19 protein-coding genes and 1 pseudogene are annotated in these 19,333 nt (G+C 67.7%); 2 read left to right on the top strand and 18 right to left on the bottom strand.

Annotated elements, in window-relative coordinates; translation table 11 throughout:
- Window positions 1-3: 3 nt before the first annotated feature.
- From BMX93_RS01000 to BMX93_RS00935, 15 genes and pseudogenes are all read right to left on the bottom strand, one after another.
- Window positions 4-258 (bottom strand): RNA-binding protein, encoded by a 255-nt coding sequence (locus BMX93_RS01000; RefSeq protein ID WP_091966753.1) that lies wholly within the window; start codon window positions 256-258, stop codon window positions 4-6.
- Between the two features lie 2 nt (window positions 259-260).
- The gene (rpsP, locus tag BMX93_RS00995; RefSeq protein WP_091966752.1) at window positions 261-701 is read right to left on the bottom strand and encodes a 30S ribosomal protein S16; all 441 of its coding nucleotides are present in this window, start codon (window positions 699-701) and stop codon (window positions 261-263) included.
- Between the two features lie 196 nt (window positions 702-897).
- A complete protein-coding gene (locus BMX93_RS00990; protein ID WP_245725648.1) occupies window positions 898-2,043 on the bottom strand; it encodes an amidohydrolase family protein in 1,146 nt (381 codons plus the stop codon).
- A gap of 15 nt (window positions 2,044-2,058) precedes the next feature.
- Window positions 2,059-3,651 carry a signal recognition particle protein gene (gene ffh / locus BMX93_RS00985; protein ID WP_091966748.1) on the bottom strand — a complete coding sequence of 531 codons (1,593 nt, stop codon included), beginning with the start codon at window positions 3,649-3,651 and terminating at the stop codon, window positions 2,059-2,061.
- 111 nt (window positions 3,652-3,762) lie between these two features.
- Window positions 3,763-4,890, bottom strand: a complete 1,128-nt coding sequence (gene ftsY, locus BMX93_RS00980; RefSeq protein WP_091966867.1) for a signal recognition particle-docking protein FtsY — start codon at window positions 4,888-4,890, stop codon at window positions 3,763-3,765.
- A gap of 71 nt (window positions 4,891-4,961) precedes the next feature.
- The gene (locus BMX93_RS00975; RefSeq protein WP_143052767.1) at window positions 4,962-5,162 is read right to left on the bottom strand and encodes a hypothetical protein; all 201 of its coding nucleotides are present in this window, start codon (window positions 5,160-5,162) and stop codon (window positions 4,962-4,964) included.
- 140 nt (window positions 5,163-5,302) lie between these two features.
- A complete protein-coding gene (gene smc, locus BMX93_RS00970; protein WP_091966744.1) occupies window positions 5,303-8,863 on the bottom strand; it encodes a chromosome segregation protein SMC in 3,561 nt (1,186 codons plus the stop codon).
- Between the two features lie 28 nt (window positions 8,864-8,891).
- On the bottom strand, window positions 8,892-9,494 hold the full coding sequence (locus BMX93_RS00965; RefSeq protein ID WP_091966743.1) for a GtrA family protein: 603 nt from the start codon (window positions 9,492-9,494) through the stop codon (window positions 8,892-8,894).
- An 11-nt stretch (window positions 9,495-9,505) separates the two neighbouring features.
- Entirely contained in the window at window positions 9,506-10,384 is an 879-nt protein-coding gene (gene mutM, locus BMX93_RS00960; RefSeq protein ID WP_091966741.1) for a bifunctional DNA-formamidopyrimidine glycosylase/DNA-(apurinic or apyrimidinic site) lyase, read from the bottom strand.
- Between the two features lie 6 nt (window positions 10,385-10,390).
- On the bottom strand, window positions 10,391-11,134 hold the full coding sequence (gene rnc, locus BMX93_RS00955; RefSeq protein WP_091966739.1) for a ribonuclease III: 744 nt from the start codon (window positions 11,132-11,134) through the stop codon (window positions 10,391-10,393).
- The gene (gene rpmF, locus BMX93_RS00950; protein WP_091966737.1) at window positions 11,121-11,333 is read right to left on the bottom strand and encodes a 50S ribosomal protein L32; all 213 of its coding nucleotides are present in this window, start codon (window positions 11,331-11,333) and stop codon (window positions 11,121-11,123) included. Before rpmF ends, rnc begins: the two co-directional genes overlap by 14 nt.
- A 204-nt stretch (window positions 11,334-11,537) precedes the next feature.
- Window positions 11,538-12,696 (bottom strand): annotated as a pseudogene (locus BMX93_RS00945) (IS3 family transposase).
- Window positions 12,635-13,387 (bottom strand): IMPACT family protein, encoded by a 753-nt coding sequence (locus tag BMX93_RS00940; protein ID WP_218139163.1) that lies wholly within the window; start codon window positions 13,385-13,387, stop codon window positions 12,635-12,637. The pseudogene BMX93_RS00945 and the gene BMX93_RS00940 overlap by 62 nt, the downstream one beginning before the upstream one ends.
- Complete coding sequence (locus BMX93_RS13025) at window positions 13,360-15,027, bottom strand: hypothetical protein (RefSeq protein WP_143052766.1); 1,668 nt, start codon at window positions 15,025-15,027, stop codon at window positions 13,360-13,362. The genes BMX93_RS00940 and BMX93_RS13025 overlap by 28 nt, the downstream gene beginning before the upstream one ends.
- The gene (locus BMX93_RS00935; protein ID WP_091966733.1) at window positions 15,027-16,268 is read right to left on the bottom strand and encodes a glycosyltransferase family 87 protein; all 1,242 of its coding nucleotides are present in this window, start codon (window positions 16,266-16,268) and stop codon (window positions 15,027-15,029) included. The genes BMX93_RS13025 and BMX93_RS00935 overlap by 1 nt, the downstream gene beginning before the upstream one ends.
- A gap of 224 nt (window positions 16,269-16,492) precedes the next feature.
- Between BMX93_RS00935 and BMX93_RS00930 the strand changes: the two genes are divergently transcribed.
- Window positions 16,493-17,074 (top strand): hypothetical protein, encoded by a 582-nt coding sequence (locus tag BMX93_RS00930; protein ID WP_218139162.1) that lies wholly within the window; start codon window positions 16,493-16,495, stop codon window positions 17,072-17,074.
- A 55-nt stretch (window positions 17,075-17,129) separates the two neighbouring features.
- Here the strand turns inward: BMX93_RS00930 and BMX93_RS00925 are convergent, their stop codons facing one another.
- From BMX93_RS00925 to rsmD, 3 genes are read right to left on the bottom strand one after another with little or no spacing between them, the layout of a single operon-like run.
- Window positions 17,130-17,693 carry a YceD family protein gene (locus BMX93_RS00925; RefSeq protein ID WP_091966722.1) on the bottom strand — a complete coding sequence of 188 codons (564 nt, stop codon included), beginning with the start codon at window positions 17,691-17,693 and terminating at the stop codon, window positions 17,130-17,132.
- 20 nt (window positions 17,694-17,713) lie between these two features.
- Complete coding sequence (coaD, locus tag BMX93_RS00920) at window positions 17,714-18,187, bottom strand: pantetheine-phosphate adenylyltransferase (protein ID WP_091966720.1); 474 nt, start codon at window positions 18,185-18,187, stop codon at window positions 17,714-17,716.
- A 4-nt stretch (window positions 18,188-18,191) separates the two neighbouring features.
- On the bottom strand, window positions 18,192-18,800 hold the full coding sequence (gene rsmD, locus BMX93_RS00915) for a 16S rRNA (guanine(966)-N(2))-methyltransferase RsmD (RefSeq protein WP_091966718.1): 609 nt from the start codon (window positions 18,798-18,800) through the stop codon (window positions 18,192-18,194).
- Between the two features lie 101 nt (window positions 18,801-18,901).
- Here rsmD and BMX93_RS00910 point away from each other — a divergent pair, with 101 nt between their 5' ends.
- Window positions 18,902-19,324 (top strand): pyridoxamine 5'-phosphate oxidase family protein, encoded by a 423-nt coding sequence (locus tag BMX93_RS00910; protein WP_091966716.1) that lies wholly within the window; start codon window positions 18,902-18,904, stop codon window positions 19,322-19,324.
- Window positions 19,325-19,333: the final 9 nt, after the last annotated feature.

Raw genomic sequence — 19,333 nt, 5'->3', positions numbered from 1 at the left:
GCCTCAGCGCCGACGCGGGCCGTGGCGCTCGACGTCGACGAAGTCGATGCGCAACTGCTCGTGTCCGGCCAGGGCAGACATGACCGTGCGCAGCGCCGTCGCAGTGCGCCCCTGCCGACCGATGACCTTGCCGATGTCGTCGGGGTGGACGCGCACCTCGAGCATCCTGCCGCGACGCAACTCCTTGTCCCGGACCACCACGTCGCCGGGATGCGTGACGATCCCCGAGACGAGATGTTCCAAAGCCTGCGACAGCACGCTCAGGCCTCGGTGGCAGCGGGCTCGGAATCGGCGGCCGGGGCGTCCTCGCCGGCGCCCTTGGACCTCTTGGTGCTGATGGCGCTGGCGGTGGGCTCACCATCGGCCTCGGCCAGGGCGGCGTTGAAAGCGGCCAGCTTGTCGGGCTTGGCCGGCTGCTCGTCGACACCCGAGGGGATCGAATCGTCGCCGGTGAACTTCTGCCAGTCCCCCGTGCGCCTGAACAGCGCGACAACGGCCTCGGTGGGTTGGGCGCCGACGCCGAGCCAGTACTGTGCGCGCTCGGAATCGATCTTGATGACCGAGGGATCGCTCTTCGGATGGTACTGGCCGAGCACCTCGATGGCCCGGCCGTCGCGCTTGGCGCGCGAGTCGATGACGATGACGCGGTAGTGCGGCTCGCGGATCTTGCCGAACCTCTTGAGACGAATCTTGGTGGCCACGAGTGTGGTTTCTCCTGTGACGAATGCCCGGGAACTGCCCCGGGACGGGTTTGGTGGCCGCGATCCGGCGCGTGGGGACACGTCGAAGCCGTCCAGTGGTCTCCATGCGCATGGCGTGAGAGGGCACCATGGCACAGATGCATCGTCCATTGTGCCAGATTGTGGGGACGGGCGAGAATTCACCCCGGACCCGCCGTCAGCGCGACCGCAGACGACCTCTCAGCATCACGGCGCACGGACGCCGGCACACCCTCAGGTCGGGGCGCGGGTCAGCGTCGAAGATCACCAGATCGGCACTCTCCCCCACCCCCAGCCCGGGCGCGCCGAGCCAGCCCCGAGAGCGCCAGGACGCCGCACCGAGCGCGAACTGCGCGTCACCCAGCTGTCCGAGCGCGACGATCTCGTCGCCGATCCGGCCGTGATGGATGGTGCCTCCGGCGTCCGTGCCGGCATAGAGGGGCACGCCGGCCTCCCGTGCGGCCCGCATCCGGTCCAGATGCCCGTGATAGAGCTTTCGCATGTGCTGGGCGTATCGCGGATAGCGCGCCTGGCCCGAGTCGGCGATCGCCGGGAAGTTCTCGATGTTGACAAGGGTGGGGACCATAGCCACCTGGCGCCGCGCCATCTCGTCGATGACCGCCGGGCTCACCCCGGTGCCATGTTCGATGCAGTCGATTCCAGCCCCCACCAGTTCGGCCACGGATTGCTCGCCGAAGCAGTGTGCCGTGACCCGGCAGCCCAGCTCGTGGGCCCGCCCGATGGCGCGCGCCGCGATGGCTGGCTCCCACAGCGGCGCCAGGTCGCCCGTGCCGCGGTCGATCCAGTCGCCCACCAGCTTGACCCAGCCGTCCGAGCGGCGGGCCTGGCGGTCCACCTCGTCGATCAGCTGTTCGGGTTCGATCTCGACGGCGAATCCTCGCAGATAGCGGCGCGGCCGGGCGATGTGGCGCCCGGCCCTGATGAGCCGCGGCAGGTCGGGCTCGTTGTCGAACAGATGCGTGTCGATGGGCGATCCGGCATCGCGGACCAGCAGCGTACCGGCGTCGCGGTCGGTGCGGGCCTGCTGGCGGGCGTCGCCGATGCTCACTGCTCCCTGGGGCCCAAGTCCGATGTGACAGTGCGCGTCGACGAAGCCAGGAAGCACCCAGCAGTGCCGGTCAAGCTCCCGCGCTCCCGCGACGGGGCCCTCGACCACCCGCCCGTCGTCGATCCACAGATCACGCGGCTGCTCCTCGGGGAGCACGACGCCGTGCACATGCCACGCACCGCCCACGGATCTGCCGGAACCTGCCGGCGAGGCCGCGATCATCGCATGGAACTCACCTGCCGAGTTGTCTGTCACCAGCCGACGTACCTGTCACTTGTCGAAGTACTTGCGCAGTTCAGGAGGCAGCTCGAAGTCCCCGGCGGCACCGGGCGACGGGGCGCCGAACGGGCCAAGAGCCTGGCCACCGGGCGAGGCCATGCCACCGGCTGGTGCACTGCCCTGGCCGGCATCCGGTGCGTTGCGCTGGGCACCGCGACGCACCGGAGCGCCGTTCTTGCCCTTCTTCTTGCTCTTCTTCTTGCTGGTGCGCGCCTGGTGGCCGCCGCCCATCGCGGAAGGCAGACCGGGCATCGCACCCCGTCCCCCTCCCATCATCGGGCCCATCGACTGCATCATCTTGCGAGCCTCGACGAAGCGGTTGACGAGCTGGTTCACGTCGTGCACCTCGACACCCGCGCCCCTGGCGATCCGTGCGCGTCGCGAGCCGTTGAGGATGGACACATCGGCCCGCTCGGCGGGCGTCATCGACAAGATGATGGCCTCCAGATGGTCGACCTCGCGCTCGTCGAGATTGTCCACCGCATCCTTCATCTGCGCGCCCATGCCCGGCAGCATGCCGAAGATCTTCGACAGCGGACCCATCTTGCGGATCTGCTTGAGCTGGTTGAGGAAGTCCTGCAGGCCGAACTCCCCGCGTCCCCGCATGAGCTTCTCGGCGCTGGCCCGCGACTCCTGCGCGTCGAAGGTCTTCTCGGCCTGCTCGATGAGTGTGAGGACGTCGCCCATGCCGAGGATGCGGCTGGCCATCCGGTCGGGGTGGAAGAGATCGAAATCGCCGAGCTGCTCGCCGTTCGAGGCGAACATGATGGGCTTGTCGATCACCCGGGCAATCGACAGGGCCGCACCACCGCGGGCATCCCCGTCGAGTTTCGAGAGCACGACGGCATCGATGCCGACTCCTTGCTCGAATGCCTTCGCGGTGTTCACGGCATCCTGGCCGATCATCGCGTCGACGACGAACAGCGTCTCGTTCGGACTGACGGCGGCCTTGATCCGGCTGGCCTGGGCCATCATCTCCTCGTCGACGCCCAGTCGGCCTGCGGTGTCGACGACGACGACGTCGTAGAGCTTGTGATGGGCTTCCTCCAGCGACTGCCTGGCCACCTCCACCGGATCGCCCACGCCATTGCCCGGCTGGGGGGCGAAGACCGGGACACCGGCCCGCTTGCCCACCACCTGCAGCTGCTGCACGGCGTTGGGGCGCTGGAGATCGGCCGCGACGAGCAGCGGGCTGTGTCCCTGTTCCTTGAGCCACCGGCCCAGCTTGCCGGCCAGAGTGGTCTTACCGGCACCTTGGAGGCCGGCAAGCAGGATGACGGTGACCTCCGTGCCCTTCGAGAAGCGGATCGTGCGGGTGGAGCCGCCGAGGATGGCGATGAGCTCGTCATTGACAATCTTGATGATCTGCTGACTGGGGTTGAGCGCCTTGGACAGCTGGGCGCCGTGGGCACGCTCCTTGACGCGGGAGACAAACTCCTTGACGACCGGGAGCGCGACATCGGCCTCCAGCAGCGCGATGCGGATCTCGCGCGCGGTGGAGTCGATGTCGGCGTCGGTGAGACGCCCTTTGCCCCGCAATGACTTGAAGGTCTCGGCGAGGCGGTCCTGGAGTGTGTCGAACACAGGCTCATTCCTTGGTCGCAAGTGTGATGACAAGAATACGTGGCGCTGCGGCGCGGCCCCGGCCCCTGGCTGGTCCGCCCGCGCTCCCGCGGTCGGACACCGAGGAGAGGCTCACTGGCCGAGGAGGCCGTCGACGAACTGCTCGGCGTCGAAGGGTGCCAGATCGTCGGGACCCTCGCCCAGACCGATGAACTTGACCGGGACGCCCAGTTCGCGCTGCACCTGGACGACGATGCCACCCTTGGCGGAGCCGTCGAGCTTGGTGAGGACGATGCCGGTGACATTGACGACCTCGGCGAAGATCCGCGCCTGCGTCAGCCCGTTCTGCCCGGTGGTCGCGTCGAGCACCAGGAGCACCTCGCCGACCGGCGCCTTCTTCTCGATGACGCGCTTCACCTTGCCGAGCTCGTCCATGAGACCGACCTTGGTGTGCAGCCGGCCGGCCGTGTCGATGAGCACGACATCGGCGTGCTGCGTGATGGCCTCGTCGACGGCGTTGAATGCCACGGAGGCGGGGTCCGCCCCCTCCTCGCCGCGCACAGTCTGCACCCCGACCCGCTCGCCCCAGGTGCCGAGCTGTTCGGCGGCAGCTGCCCGGAAGGTGTCGGCTGCCCCGAAGAGCACGGATTTGTCCTGGGCCACGAGCATCCGGCCGAGCTTGCCGACGGTGGTGGTCTTACCGGTGCCGTTGACCCCTACGAGCATGATGACGGCGGGCAGCCCCGGTTCGTGATCGAGGGTGAGGCTGCGCTCGAGGGTGGGATCGACGAGGGCGACGAGTTCGGCGCGCAGCACATCGCGGGCCGCCGCAGGTTCGGAGATGCCCTCGACAGCGAGCTCGCTACGCAGCTTCTTGACGAGTTCGGTGCTGGGTCCCACCCCGAGATCGGAGGTGATGAGGGTGGACTCGAAGTCGTCCCAGGTGTCCTCGTCGATCCGGTCGGCACTCAGTAGCTCGGCGAGTGCCCTGGCCAGCGCATTGTTGGAGGTGGCGAGCCGGCGCCGCAGCCTGACCAGCCGCGAGGCGGGCGCCTCGGGGATCTCCCGGACCGGTTCCGGCGGCGCGGGGGTTTCGGATGCGGGGGCGAGCGTGGCGATGCCACCCTCGGGTGCCGCCGGGGACGTACCCGGCCCCGATTCCACCTGCCCGACAGGCGGCTCGGCCTCGACGGCCTTCTTGTCGCGTCCCAGATAGATCGACGCGAGAGAGACGATGACCGCCAAGGCGATCCCGGCCATGATGATCCAGAAGACCCAATCCACCCCCGCAGTCTACGGGACGGGTCGACGGACGAGCCGGAGCCAGGGCCTCAATGCTTCGGCGACGCGTCCTCGAGGCCGGTGCTCACGGGAGGTGGCTCGCCGTTGAGGAGCCGGGCGATGCGATGCAGCAGGCGGGCGAGGCGGGGGTTGCGATCACGGTAGTAGCCCTGGATGCCGATGGCCACGACCGCACCCACGGCCACCGCCAGCGCGAGCGCGGCGATCAGCGCGAGGATGAAAACGGACATGTCAGCTCCCAGGTTTCGATGATGAACCTCACGGTCGAAGGACACTACGCATCAAGTATGAGCCGACACGGAGGGATCTCAGGTGTCCGCCGCCCGCGCCGAGCTGCAAGCCGGCTGCCGGGCACCCTCCCAGCGGCCGTTCAGCCCGCCAGTCGCTGGGAGATGACCGTAGTCACACCGTCACCGCGCATCGTCACGCCGTACAGGGCGTCGGCAATCTCCATGGTCCGCTTCTGATGGGTGATGACGAGAAGCTGAGAATCCTTCCGCAGTTCTTCGTAGATGCCGAGCAGTCGCGAGAGATTCACGTCATCCAGGGCCGCCTCGACCTCATCGAGGATGTAGAAGGGGCTGGGGCGGGCGATGAACAGTGAGAACAGGAAGGCGACCGAGACGAGCGAGCGCTCTCCGCCCGACAGCAGTGACATGCGCCTGACCTTCTTGCCGGCAGGGCGCGCCTCGATGTCGACGCCGGCCTCGAGCAGGTCCCCCGGATCGGTGAGCACGAGGCGGCCCTCGCCCCCGGGGAACAGGCGAGGGAAGATCTGCGCGAAGGTGCGCTCCACATCGGCGTAGGCCTGCGCGAAGACCTGCTGGACGCGCTCGTCGACCTCCTCGATCAGCGACTGGAGGTCCTTGCGGGTGGCTCGCAGATCGGCGAGCTGCTCGGCGAGGAATTGATGACGCTGGTTGAGCGCATCGAATTCCTCGAGTGCCAGCGGGTTGATGCGCCCCAACTGCTCGAGTGTGCGCTGGGCTGCCCGCAGCCTCTTGGTCTGCCTTTCGCGGTCGAAGGGCACCGGGGCGGGGCGCTCCTCGTCAGCTTCGAAGGGGCTCCCGTCGGGCTTCACGAGCACCGGGACGAGCTTGTCGGGTCCGAATTCCGCGATGAGCACGTCGGCCTGAAGGCCCAACTCGTCCATGGCCTTCGCGGTGAGTGCCTCGATCTTCATGCGCTGTTCGAGATGGGCGACTTCCCCGCGATGGGCCTGCGCCACCAATTCCTCGAGCGCAGCCGCACACTCGCGCCGCTGGGTGCGGGCTGCGGCCAGCGCCGCCTCGGCGCCGGCTCGGGCTTGTTCGGCCTGTTCGCGCTGCGCTGCGGCGGCCTCACCGAGACGGGCAAGCTCCTGGCCGAGCCACCCGGTGGCCGTATTGACCGCCCGCGCCACCGCCTGCTCACGGCGGATCCGCTCGGCCCGGGCAGCCGCTTGGGTGCGGGCGGCGCGCTCCTGGGAGGCGGCACGCCGCAGGGCATCGGCGCGTCCGGCGAGCGCCGCGAGGCGTTCCTCGGCGGTGCGCAGTGCGAGCCGTGCGTCCGTCTCGGCCTGACGACAACGGCCGGCCTGCACCGCTGTCTCATCTCGCCCGCTGGGGTCGGGTTCGGCAAAGGCACCGTCCTCGCCGACGCGTTTCAGGCGCTCTCGCACCACCGCCAGTTCCTGCTCATCGTGGACGCGCCGCTCGGCGGCCTTCGCGAGGGCCTCGTCGGCGCGAGCAGCTTCCTGGCGTGCGGCGCGGGCCGTCTGGCCCAGACCGGACAGCTGTTCGGCCAACGAGGAGATGGCGGCATCGGATTCGTTGAGCTGCTCCAGCGCCCGGTCGGCCACGAGGCGTGCCCGGGCCAGCTGCTCGTCGAGGTCGTGAGCCGTGCCACCGAGCTGGGCCGCCTCGCCCTCGGCCTCGTGAAGCTCGCCACGGGTGCGCTCCACATCGGCCTGCAGCTCGATCGAGCTGTGCTCGCGTTCACCGCCCCCGGCCGCGAACCAGCGTGACAGGAGCTCCCCGCGCCGGGTGACGACGCGCAGCTGGGGGTGCGCCGAGATGAGCCGGGTCGCCATGGCGAGATCCTCCACGGCAACGACCTGGTGCAGCAACTGGTGCAGTGCTCCGGACAGCTGGGGTTCGGCGCTCACCAGGTCGAGCAACGGCACCGCCCCGGCTGGCAAGGTCATGGGGTCACGGCCTTCGTCCGGGCCGGGTGGCATGGGCGGGGCTTGGGCGATCACGAGCCCCAGCCGGCCCAGCTCGCGCACAGCGGGATCGTTGACCACCCGAACGGCGGTGCCGGGATCGCGCACCACCAGTGCCTCGCTCGCCGTCCCCAGAGCGGCCGCCAACGCGGCCTCCCAGCCGGGCTCCACTGCGAGGGCCGCCGACAGCTCCCCCGTGATCCCCTCGATTTCGGCGCTCACCAGGCTGCTGGCGCCGTCGGTGCTGTGCAGTCCCAGCTCCAGGGCCTCCAGGCGGGCACGCAGGGCCAACGCCCGGCCCTCGGCCTCGAGGGTCCGCGAACGCACTGCCCCGTGGGCTTCCTCGAGTTCCCGTACAGCAGCACTGGCCTGTTCATGGCGGGCGTCCAGTTCTGATTCGTTGGCCCCCAGCTCGGTGATCCTGGCCTGCAGCGACGTGAAGGAAGCCTCGGCCTGCGCGGCACGCGCCTGTGCCTCGTCGCGACGGCGCGTCAGCCGGCCTGCCTCGTCGCCGCCGGCTGCCAGCCGCGACTCGAGCGAGGCAATCTGGCCGTTGAGCCTGGCGCGTCCCTCCCGGCGGTCGGCAAGTGCCCGCAGCTGCTCGGCGAACTGTTCCTCGGCCAGCTCGTGGGCCCTCTCGGCCGCCAGCCGATCCGCCTGGGCCTGCTCCAGGCGGTGACGGGCCAGGTGCGCCTCCTCGGCCCTGGTCTGTTCCTGGCGCGCCAGCTGCGCCGCTTGGTCCTCGAGCTCGCCAGGGTCCCGCCCCGGGAGTCGCTGGGGCTCGGCATCGCGACGCATCCGTTCGGCGCTCACCGAGGCGGTGGCCCGATTGCGTTCTGAGAGCGTGGCGGCGCGCATCCACTGCTCCTGGGCCCCGGACATCTGCGGTGCGAGCCGTGCGAGTTCCTGCTCGGCGGTGCGCTCGGCCCGCTGCGCCGTGTCCAGCTGCGCCTGGGCCTGCTCGCGGGCCAGGGCGGCCTCGCGCTCACTGCGTCGCTCGCTGTCCAGGGCGAGGGTCTCACGGGTCAGCTCATCGGCCAGCAGGCGTGCCCTCGCATCGCGCAGCTCGGCCTGGACGATTCCGGCCTTGCGGGCCACGGCCGCCTGACGCCCCAGCGGTTTCAATTGACGACGGATCTCGCCGATGAGGTCGTTGAGCCGCTCCAGATTCGCCCCGGTCGACTCGAGTTTGCGCAGCGCCTTCTCCCGCCGGCGACGGTGCTTGAGCACCCCGGCGGCCTCCTCGATGTAGCCGCGCCGCATCCGGGGGTCGGAGGCGAGGATCTGCTCGAGTTGGCCCTGGCCGACGATGACATGCATCTCGCGGCCCATACCGGTGTCCGAGAGCAGTTCCTGCACGTCGAGCAAGCGGGCCGGGTGTCCGTTGATGGCGTACTCGGACCCGCCGGTGCGGAACAGGGTGCGGGAGATGGTGACCTCGGTGTAGTCGATCGGCAGCGCGCCATCGGTGTTGTCGATGGTCAAGGTGACCTCGGCGCGGCCCAGCGCCGCCCGCCCGGTCGTACCGGCGAAGATCACGTCGTCCATCTTGGCGCCGCGCAGGTGCTTGGCGCCCTGTTCGCCCATCACCCAGGCAAGCGCATCCACGATGTTCGACTTGCCGGAGCCATTCGGCCCGACAATGGCAGTAATGCCCGGCTCGAAGGCCAGGGTGGTCGCCGAGGCGAAGGACTTGAATCCTCGCAGCGTCAGGCTCTTGAGATACATGGCGCGTCCTGCGTCGTCACCAGGACCCTCATGATGTGGTGACCGGCTCGCGGCGACGCGCCGGCGTGCGGGTACGGAAGGTGATGAGTTTGTTGACGATGAAGTTGATGGGCATTGTCACCACGATCGCCACTGCCTGGCTGACGTATTCGCGCGAGTGGAATGCGTCCTCGATCTGATCGACCAGCGCCCCACCGGGGCGGAACTGCCAGCCATCGAACCATGGTCCGCGCAATGCCAGCCCGGACGCGGGGCTCATCATCATGGCCTTGAGGATCAGCCCGACGAAGGCCGCGACGGCGCCGATGAGCATGAACTGCAAGAAGCCGAGCCACCATCCCCGCGTGGTGCCCCGGAAGGTCCACGTGCGGTTGAGCTGGTAGTTGTAGGTGTTGGCGATGAGGAAGCTGACAATCCAGACCAGGGAGCTGAATCGGAAGTTGAAGGATGTCCCGGGGATGGGGAACAGCACCTCGACGGCATGGGCCGAACCGCCATTCAGCTTGTTCATGACCACGGCCACCGCCATGTTCACGACCACTCCTGAACCGCCGACGAGCCCGAACCTGATGAACTGCACGAGCAGGCGTCGCCACCGCTGCGGGGCCGAGTGGACAGGCTCAGAACTCATGGAAGATCAACCTACCTCTTGGGACCCGATTGGGCCGGTGCGGGGACGTGGGCTGCCGGCAGGGGCTGACAGACCGGGCACAGATAGCTCGACCTGTTCATGAAGGATTCGCGGACGATCGTCGATCCGCACCGGCGGCAGGGCCGGCCGGCGCGTCCGTAGACCTCCAGATGACGCGAGAAATACCCGCTCGAACCATTGACGTTGACGTACAGGGCATCGAAGCTCGTGCCGCCCTGGGCCAGGGCGGCAGCCATCACGGTCCGCGCGGCGCGCAGCACGCGCCGTGCCCGGCGAGTCGAGAGGGTCTGGCTGGGATGCTCGTAGTGGGTGCGCGAGAGCCACAGCGCCTCGTCGGCGTAGATATTGCCGATACCGGACACCAAGGTCTGGTCGAGCAGGCATCTCTTGACCGTGCTGTGCCGGGCGATCATCCGATCCGCCACGGCAGCCAGGTCGAAGCCCGGCTCGAAGGGATCGGCGCCGATATGGGCGATCTCAGCCGGCAGCGCCACCGGTCCCTTCGACAGCGCGAGCCCCCCGAACAGCCGCTGGTCGACGAAGCGCAGCTGTGAACCATCGTCGAGGTCGATGAGCAGGCGGGCGTGCGCCTCCAGGATGTCGCCGGGAGAATCGAGGCGGAACTGGCCGCTCATGCCCAGATGCGCGAGCACGACATCGCCCGCGACGGTCGGGATCCACAGATACTTGCCTCGTCGGCGCACGTCTGCAAGCCGCTGTCCCCGTAGCCGCTGGCAGAAATCCGCGGCGCCTGCGCTGTGGCGGCGCAGGCAGCGCGCGTCGAGCACGTGAACGGCGCTCACCGTTCTCCCCACGACCAGCGGTTCGAGACCGGCGCGCACCGTCTCGACCTCGGGCAGCTCGGGCATCCGGCCTCAGACGGCGGTGCCCGGTGCGAGCGGGCGGACCGGCGCAGCGTGTGTCTCGGGCTCCAGGACGGCGAAGGCATGGGCGGCGGCGCGCTGCTCGGCCTGCTTCTTGTTGTGTCCCTCGGCAGGATCGAAACGGCGCTGGCCCACTACGGCGGTGGCGACGAAGCGCTTGTCGTGGTCGGGCCCGGACTCAGTGATCTCGTACTCCGGAGGTTTCTCGCCCAAGGTGGCGCACACCTCCTGCAGCGAGGTCTTCCAGTCCAGTCCGGCGCCCGTGTGCTCTGCCAGGTCGACGAGCGGGTCGAACAGGTGATGGACGAATCGGGCGGCGCCGGACGGATCGGTGAGATACATCGCACCGATGAGCGCCTCGGTGGTGTCGGCGAGGATGCTCGTCTTGCGGCGTCCTCCGGTGCTCAGCTCACCATGGCCCAGCTTGACCATCTCGCCGATACCGAGCCGGCGGGCCACGCGGGCCAGGCTCACCGAACTCACCACGGCAGCGCGCATCTTCGCCAGCTGTCCCTCGGGATGATCGGGGAAGCGTCGATAGAGATAGTCGGTGACAGCGATCCCCAGGACCGAGTCGCCCAGGAACTCCAGCCGCTCGTTGGTGGGGATCTGCCCGTTCTCGTAGGCGAATGAGCGGTGGGTCAACGCGAGATCGAGGAGCCCTGCGTCCATCGGGACGCCGAGCTCCTCGATCAGCTGTACGAAATCAGGCGAAGTGGGCTCACTCGAATTCACGAGTGTTCAGGCTCCCGGTGACTTCACGGAAGGCGCCGCGAGCGCCATACTGATGGCACTTCGGGCACGCCGTGTGCGGCAGGTGCTGCGCGCGGCAGGCAGGATTCGGGCAGGTCACAAGCGTCACTGGCGCAGCCTTCCACTGCGAGCGGCGCGACCGCGTGTTGCTGCGGGACATCTTCCGCTTCGGGACAGCCACGTTAGTTCTCCTCGATCATGAATGGGATGGCGCGCCCATAGGAACACGCGACGCACCATGGTACGCCAGTCCTTGAGCTCACGCCAGTCGCCGACGTGCCTCGGCTTGTTTGAGCGCGTGGGTGGTGTTGGTGCCTCATGTTCTTTGAACGCGAAGCTTGCCTGTGTGGCTCGGGTCTGCTGGACGCCTTGGTGACGGATTGGGTTAGGTGGCCTGGAGGGCCGTTGTGGTCATGATGGTCTCGTACTCGAGGGGGTCAACCGGGCGAGTCGGGTTTGTCTGCGGCGGCGGTGGTAGGTCCGTTCGATCCAGGTGATGATCGCCAGCCTCAGGTCTTGCCGGGTGGCCCAGCGGCGTCGGTTCAAGACGTTCTTCTGCAGCAGGGCGACGAAGGATTCCATGGCGGCGTTATCGCCGGCAGACCCGACTTGGCCCATCGATCCGCCCAGCTGGTGGTGCCAGATCGCAGCGAGGAACGTCCGCGACCGGAATTGCGACCCGCGGTCGCAATGCACGATGCAGCCGGCCACGTCACCGCGGCGGGCCACTGCCATGGTCAACGCGTCGACCGGGATCTGGGCCTGCATCCGGTCGCTGAGGGAGTAGCCCACGATGCGGTTGGAGAACACGTCCTTGATCGCACACAGGTAGAGCTTTCCCTCTGCGGTCGGGTGTTCGGTGATGTCGGTGAGCCACAACCGGTTCGGGGTCGCGGAGCTGAACTACCGCTCGACCAGGTCGTCATGGGCGGCAGGGCCGGGCCTCTTACCGTTCGCGCCGCGTTTCTTCCCGACCATCGACCACCACCGGTTCTCCGCGCAGATCCGCCACACCGTCGGGTCACAACACTGGTGACCTAGGCTGCGGACCTCGTCGGTCAACAGCCGATATCCGAACTCAGGATCATCGTGGTGAGCATCGAACAAGGCGTTGACCACACAGGCGTCGGCGAGTTCACGCTCACTGACCGGGGCCGCCAGCCAACGGTAGTAGGACTGGCGGGCGAGCTTGAGGACCCGACACGTGACCGTGCCGGGGATCCCGTCGACGGCCAGCTCACGCACGAGCGGGTACATCATTGTCCCGGCAGGTTCGCCTGCGACAGATACGCAGCCGCCCTCCACAGGACCTCGTTCTCCTGCTCCGCCAGCCGGTTACGGCGCCTCAGATCACCCACCTCGACCGATCCCGCTGTCGTTGTTGCGGGCCGCCGTCCGTCTTCCACGTCGGCCTTGGCGAGCCAGTTCCGAAGACAGGACCCGCTGACGCCGAAGTCCTTGACGATCTGCACGACCCGAGCATCACCACGACGAGCAACAGCCACCACGACATCTCGGAACTCCCTGGGACGGGCTTTGGACATGGTCCACATCCTCCCAGCAGGACCTCACGACCCCACACAACAGATGCCACCAACCCATACAGCAGTCCCCGTCCAGTGCCGGTGGTTCGCAGCCGATCTCGAGCACACACTCGGCATCGCGCCACTGGGTGGAGATCACGTCGAGGCCGCCGCTGCGCAGGGCGGACTCGTGTCGCCCGGCACTGACGGCGGGCAGGTGGACCGCGAGCACCACGAGGTGGATGCGTTGAACCAGTCGTGCGCGGTCGAGTGCTGCCGAGACGATGCCGCCATAGGCGCGGACCAGTCCCCCTGCCCCGAGTTTGATGCCACCGAAGTAGCGGACGACGACGGCTAGCACGTCGCTGAGTTCGGCGCGGCCGGTCGGGCAGACGTGGTTGCTCAGCGCATGGAGGATCGGGACGCCTGAGGTGCCAGCTGGCTCACCGTCGTCGCTGGTGCGCTGCTCGCTGCGCCGAGGCCCAAGGACGAACGCGCTGGGCAGGTGGCGGGCATCGTGGAACTCGTGTCGCAGCTGCACGATGTGCTCGCGCGCCTCGGATTCGCTGCCGACCCGGCTCAGGCAGGCGATGAAGCGGGAGCGGTTGATCTCGACCTCGTGGCGCAGCGGTGCGCCGACGGTCACATAGTGCTCGCCGCTTGCCGGACCGGCATGAGCCGCAGTCAGCAACTCGTCGGTTTCTGGATCCACAGCCTCGATGTTCCCACCACCGCGAAAGTGCGGTAGGTGCGGATGGCGATCGTTTCGAGGCCCGGGAGTGGCGAAGCGGAGACGACATAGCAGGCGCGGGTGTCGTGGAAGAGCGTGGTGAGACCTCCCGCTCCCTTGGGTCCCGAGCCGTAGCGTGCCGGCCCATCCGAGTGCCAGCCGAGCCATTCCAGGCCCGCGTCGATGTCGGTCGCCCGGACTCCCTGGGACTGCAGACCCGACGCCGTGTGCCAGCGAGCCGCGTCGTAGCTCAAGGCATTCGATGTCAGCGCCACGGTGAGAGCAAGCATGAATGCCAGCCCCGTCGTGCCGAGAACTCGCCGGGGCCCGACCCGGGTGGCGAGCAGCACGCTGCACAGCAGGGGAACCGCCGGGATGAGATAGCGGCTGAATGGAAGCTGGCCAGCAGCGGCCTGGCCGAGGACGCCCAGACCGAAAAGGATGCCGGTCGTCGCCGTCAGCCGATCCCAGCGGGTGCCGTGTTCCACCAGGATACCAACGAGCAGGCCGGCCGAAATGCTTGTGGCGATGAGAATGAGAGTCCACACCGGAGCCGAGAACACGACCCGATGGCCGAGGAAGACGTCGCTGTAGGAACCCGAGGGGTCAATGTAATTCCTGCTGAAAGGTCGTGGGAGGACCTGGGTCAGCGCGAAGATGACGAGAGCGCTCACCGCCCCCGCCCACCGGGCCCGCACGGACCAAGCAATGGGCCGCGCCAGCAGGAGGGCCACCGGCAGCAGATACAGAGCGAGCGCTGTCAGGGCCTCAAGCAGGGTGGTGGACGCGTTGGTGAGGTCCAGCCTGAGTAACGGGCTGTCCCCCAGCGGCAAGGAGCGTCGCCACTGCTCGAAGACCGCCAGAACCACGACGAGAGCCACAGCCTGGAGACCGGCGAGCAGCCGGGGACGGCCTTTCCATTCCCGCACCGCAATGATGAGAATGCTGACCGGCACGACGAGGACCTGCTCCCGAATGGTGACTCCCCACATTCCGACGGCCAGCGATGCCGCCAGCAGAAGCTGGCTGTGGCGCCTCAGCGCCCGATCTCCGAGGACAAGGCTCGCCATGAAGGCTGCGAAGGCGGGCATGTCGGACATATAGGAGGTGGCAAGCAGCCCGAACTCCGGCACCAGCCCCGCCACGGCTGTTCCGAACAGCGCACGGTTGCGGCCCACCCGCGGTGCAAGGAACAGGTAGCTTGCCAGGAGGGCAACGACCGCCAGACATGCCACGAATACCTGCTGGATCACCACGGATCGGCCGAGCGGACCGAGAACGACGATCTGCCCGACAAGGGCTGTCCGGTTCCAGCCCAAAAGTTCCAGGTGACCGGTCATGGCGAACACACGGGCGATCTTGGAGTGCGACCAAGCGTCATTGTGGGGGATGGCGAGGCTGCCTGTTGCAGCAGCCAGCGCAAGAGGAAACCCCACGCAGATCGAGACAATGAGGGCGAGGCCGCGTTGTGTGCCGGATCGGGAGGGCCGGTGATGCACGGGGTCGTTGCTGCGGAGCGCTCGTTTCGGCATCGTCACATCGCCCGCAACCGCTTCTTCTGCGTATCCACGGGAAACAGGTCGGCTGTTGTCGGTGAACCAGATCATTGCGTGCACACTCATCACCACATGCCATGTTGATCGGATGGGGGTTGGTCGTATGAGGGTTGATCGTGTGGGGGCCCGGCCAGCCGGGAGTGGGCCAATTGGCTGAACCTGCCGAGTCCGGAGAGTTTGGCCGAATCGGGTCGTGCTCGTGGCGCAGATGGGCAGCGGCCAGGATACTCACGATTGCTGCCGCCACAGTCGTGAGGAAGACGCGGAGATACGCGTGGGTCGTCATCGGAAGCGGGCCGAAGATTCCCCTGGGCGCAATCACCTGGGCGAGTATCCACCAGATCAGGAGAACGCAGGTGACCAGCAGGGGGGTGCGCTTCCTGGTGCGCAGGGCTTCGACAGCCCACAGCCACAGGACCGGCAGGGTGAAGGACCAGATAGGTGTTGTGCGAGACCGGCAGACTCAGCAAGAGCAAGGACAGCAGATTGAACAAGGAGAGGGCCCTCGACCCTGGGCGCAACAAGACCATGGCAGCGAGCAAAGCCAACATGAGGTAGCCGACAACGAGCGTCGACCGATGGAGCAGGACCCTTGCTGCCCCCGGCACCGAGTAGGCGCTGGCATTCTGGTCGGCTGCCCCGGTGGCAGCGGCAAGCATGTCCCAAGGACCACGGGAACCACCGACTCCGATGGCCATGAGAACGGTCAGGCAGCCAGCGGCGAGAAAGCCGGTGAGGCGATGGATGCGATGTGGCTTGCCGATGAGAAGCCAGAGGACCGAGACTACTGGCCACGTCTTGAACGCTGCGCTCAGCCCGAGCGCGAAACCGGATTTGAACCGGGCGGTGAATCCGGCGATGACCAAACACAGCAGAACGAGGAACTGCGGATTGAGCTGGAGGAGCGTCGACCGTGTGTTGGCGTTCCACAAGAGGCTCACAACCGCCAGGTCAACCACCAGACCGCGTTTCCACAGAGGGAGGCCTCGTGTCGAGGCGAAGCCGGCGATCCAGCAGGCGAGGATGCCTGCGATGATCGTCGCCGCGGTTGCAATGGCGGCCGCCTGGGGATGGCGGACGAGGGGCGCGAGCAGAATCGCGTAGAGCGGCGAATAGACGTAGCCGGCCACCTCGTAGGGAGAGTGCCCTTCGGCGATTTTCCTGGCCGCTGGGAAGAAAGAGGAATCCATGTCGTAGCGTCCGTGAAAGTTCATCGCGAAGCGATAGTCCTGCGCGCCGAGCACTGCCCCGAGCACCACAGCCACCCCGGTCGTCCGAAATCCGGTGGTGGGGGCGCGAGGGGTCATTACGCTCACGCTAGACGGCTTGGATGAGGCTGTCCAGAACAGCCCGCGACGTGCCTCGGCTTGTTTGAGCGCGTGGGTGGTGTTGGTGCCTCATGTTCTTTGAGCGCGAAGCTTGCCTGTGTGGAAGGCACGATTCCGATGGCCGCGAGGCGTCACGTGACGAACAAGCCCGGACTGCGTACCGGAAAGGGTCGAAGGCGGAGAAAGCGCTGATCCTTGACGAGGTGATGACCACGACCGGGATGGGCCGGTCGACTGCTCGGCGGATGTTGACCGGCCCGCCCCTGCCCGATCCGGCCGATCAGGTCGACCGGAGGCGGCTGCGCCCGAAGACCTACAGCGACGACGCGAGGACACTGCTGGAGCACGTGTGGGCGTTGATGGGTATGCCGTGCGGGAAGTACCTGACCGTGATGCTCCCGCTGTGGCTGCCGCTGCTGCAGGAAGCAGGCGACCTGGACAAGCCCTTCGCGACCGGGGAGTCACTGATCGAGTTGGAAGCGATGAGCCCGGCGACCATCGACCGGTATCTCGCCCCGGCACGCCGGGCCATGCAGTTGCGGGGCATCTCGACGACCCCGTCGCCCTTGCTGCGCAACTCGATCGGCCTGTCAAAGGTCGGCGACGCCCCGCCGACGACCCCTGGGGTGATCGAGGCGGACACCGTCGCGCACTGTGGACCCACGTTCGCCGGGGAGTTCGCCCGCACGGTGACGATGACGCACCTGGTCACCGGGTGGACCGAGAACGCAAGCCCCACGCTCACAAAACGCGAGGCACCACCCCACGCGCTCACTTTTCAATGAGGCACCTCGGTCGCCCAGCTCGCACCTATCGCCCAGCTCACGCCAATCGGTCAGCTCACACCGGGTCATCGCCCGGCTGGCCGGAGTCCTCCTCGACACCCAGCTCGCCGAGCCGGCTCCACCGCGGATCGGCCGGCTCGGCGTGAACGTGTTCTGGCTCGTCGTTGAGCCGTGCACCGCACACCGGGCACAGGCCGGCGCAGTCAGGCCGACACAGTGGCGTGAAAGGCATGTCCAGAACGACGGCGGCGCGCAGCACGGGCTCGAGGTCGAGCAGTTCCCCGTCGAGGAAGAACTCGTCATCGCCGGCATCGCGGCCCGGGTAGTTGTACAGCTCGGTGATGGTGAAGTGCCCGTTCTCATGGACCGGGTCGAGGCACCGGGCGCATTCCCCCTCCAGCGGGGCATCGATCGTCCCGGTGACCAGGACACCCTCGACAACGGCCTCCAGGGTGAGGTCGAGGCAGACATCGGCGCCCTCGGGAACCCCGATGAGCTCGACGTGCAGGTCGGCGGGAGCGGGGACGGTACGGGTCAGCGCCCGCACCGAACCAGGGCTGCGGGTCAGCTCGTGCGTGTCGACAACCAGCGGCGCTCGGGCGTCAAGATGGCTACTCACACCAGCCAGACTAGGCGCCCTCAGTAGCCCAGCTTTGCGTGAACCGCCGCATTGGTGCGCTCGGTGACGAAGGGACCGATGTCGCCGTGGTTCGCGGCGACCTCGCGCAGCATTGTGGAGGAGATGGTTCCGTACTCGCGCCCCGCGGGCAGCAGGACCGTCTCGATGCCCGAGAGAATCCGGTTGAGCTGGCCCATCTGCAGCTCGTAGTCGAAGTCCGATCCGAACCGCACTCCCTTGACGATGACCGAGGCTTCGTGGCGCAGGCAGAAGTCGGTGAGCAGGCCGTCGATCGGCTCGACGACCACCCCGGCGAGGTGGCCCACCGCGTCGCGCGTCAAGTCCAGGCGCTCCTCGAAGTCGAACAGATAGTTCTTGGTGGAATTGCGCCCCACTGCCACGATGACCTCGCCGAAGATGCTGCAGGCACGCTCGATGATGTCGAGATGGCCCCTCGTGATGGGATCGAAGGAACCGGGGCAGACAGCCCTCACTGACTCAGGCATCGTGCTCACTCTCAGATTCGGCGCCGCGCGGGCAGAAATACAGACAGCTCTCACCGTAGCGGCGCGACCATCCGAGGCTCAGGCCGGGCGGCCACCGTGGTGCCGGAGTGCGGGCATCGCGCTCCACGACCACAAGGCCATCGGGCGCCATGTGCCCGTTGCCCACTGCCGCTGCCAGCAGGGCCGTGATCTCGTCGTTGGCGAGGCCGTAGGGAGGATCGAGCAGCGCCACGTCGAAGAGCTCGGACGCCGGGCGGGCCAGGAAGGTCGCGACCGATTCGGTGACCACGCGGCCCGTGAGCCGGGCGACCGTCAGGTTCTTGGCGATGACTCCGGCGGCTCCCCGGTCCTTCTCGACCCACACCACCCGGCGTGCTCCCCGGCTGGCGGCCTCCAGGCCCAGCGCTCCCGAGCCGGCGAACAGATCGAGGAAGGCCAATCCCGCGAGCTGTTGTCCGGCACCCTCAGCGGCACCGCCGGCCCACACGGCGAGGGAAGCGAACAACGCTTCTCGCACCCGGTCGGTGGTCGGGCGCGTGGTGGTGCCCCGCGGCACCGCCAGGCGCACTCCCCCGGCCGTCCCTGCGATGATCCTGGCCATCCCACAAGGCTAGCGATGCTTCGCAGGGGTATGGAAAGCCGATGGCGGCCACTCCCTGCTCCCGGCCTGACATCGGCGGTGGCCTGCTGTTAGATGAGTGCATGGCTGATACAACGAGTCCGGTTTCCGAGATCCCCGAAGACAGCGCCTGGGGCTACCTCGCCAGCGTCGAGGTCGGACGCATTGCGGTGTCCGCCGGCGATCTCCCAGAGATCTTCCCGGTCAACTTCTGCCTCGACGGCGAGAGCATCGTCTTCCGCAGCGCCCCGGGCACCAAGCTGGAGAAGCTGGCGATCAATGAACATGTCGTCTTCGAGGCCGACGGCTGGAACGAGGAGGGCGGCTGGAGCGTCGTGGTCAAGGGGCTGGGTGCGCTCATCACCGACGAGGAGGAGCTGGCCCGGGTGAAGCGTGCACCGCTGCTGCCCTGGATACCGACCGTGAAGAGGAACTGGGTGCGCATCACGCCCAACAGGATCACCGGGCGGGCTTTCTTCTTCGGCCCCGAGCCCGCGCAGGACTGAACGCCGGCC

Origin of the sequence: Propionibacterium cyclohexanicum (assembly GCF_900111365.1) — a bacterium.
GTDB classification, from domain to species: Bacteria; Actinomycetota; Actinomycetes; order Propionibacteriales; family Propionibacteriaceae; genus Propionibacterium; species Propionibacterium cyclohexanicum.
The sequence above is the reverse complement of the archived record's forward strand: the minus strand, read 5'-3'. Positions and strand labels throughout refer to the sequence as shown.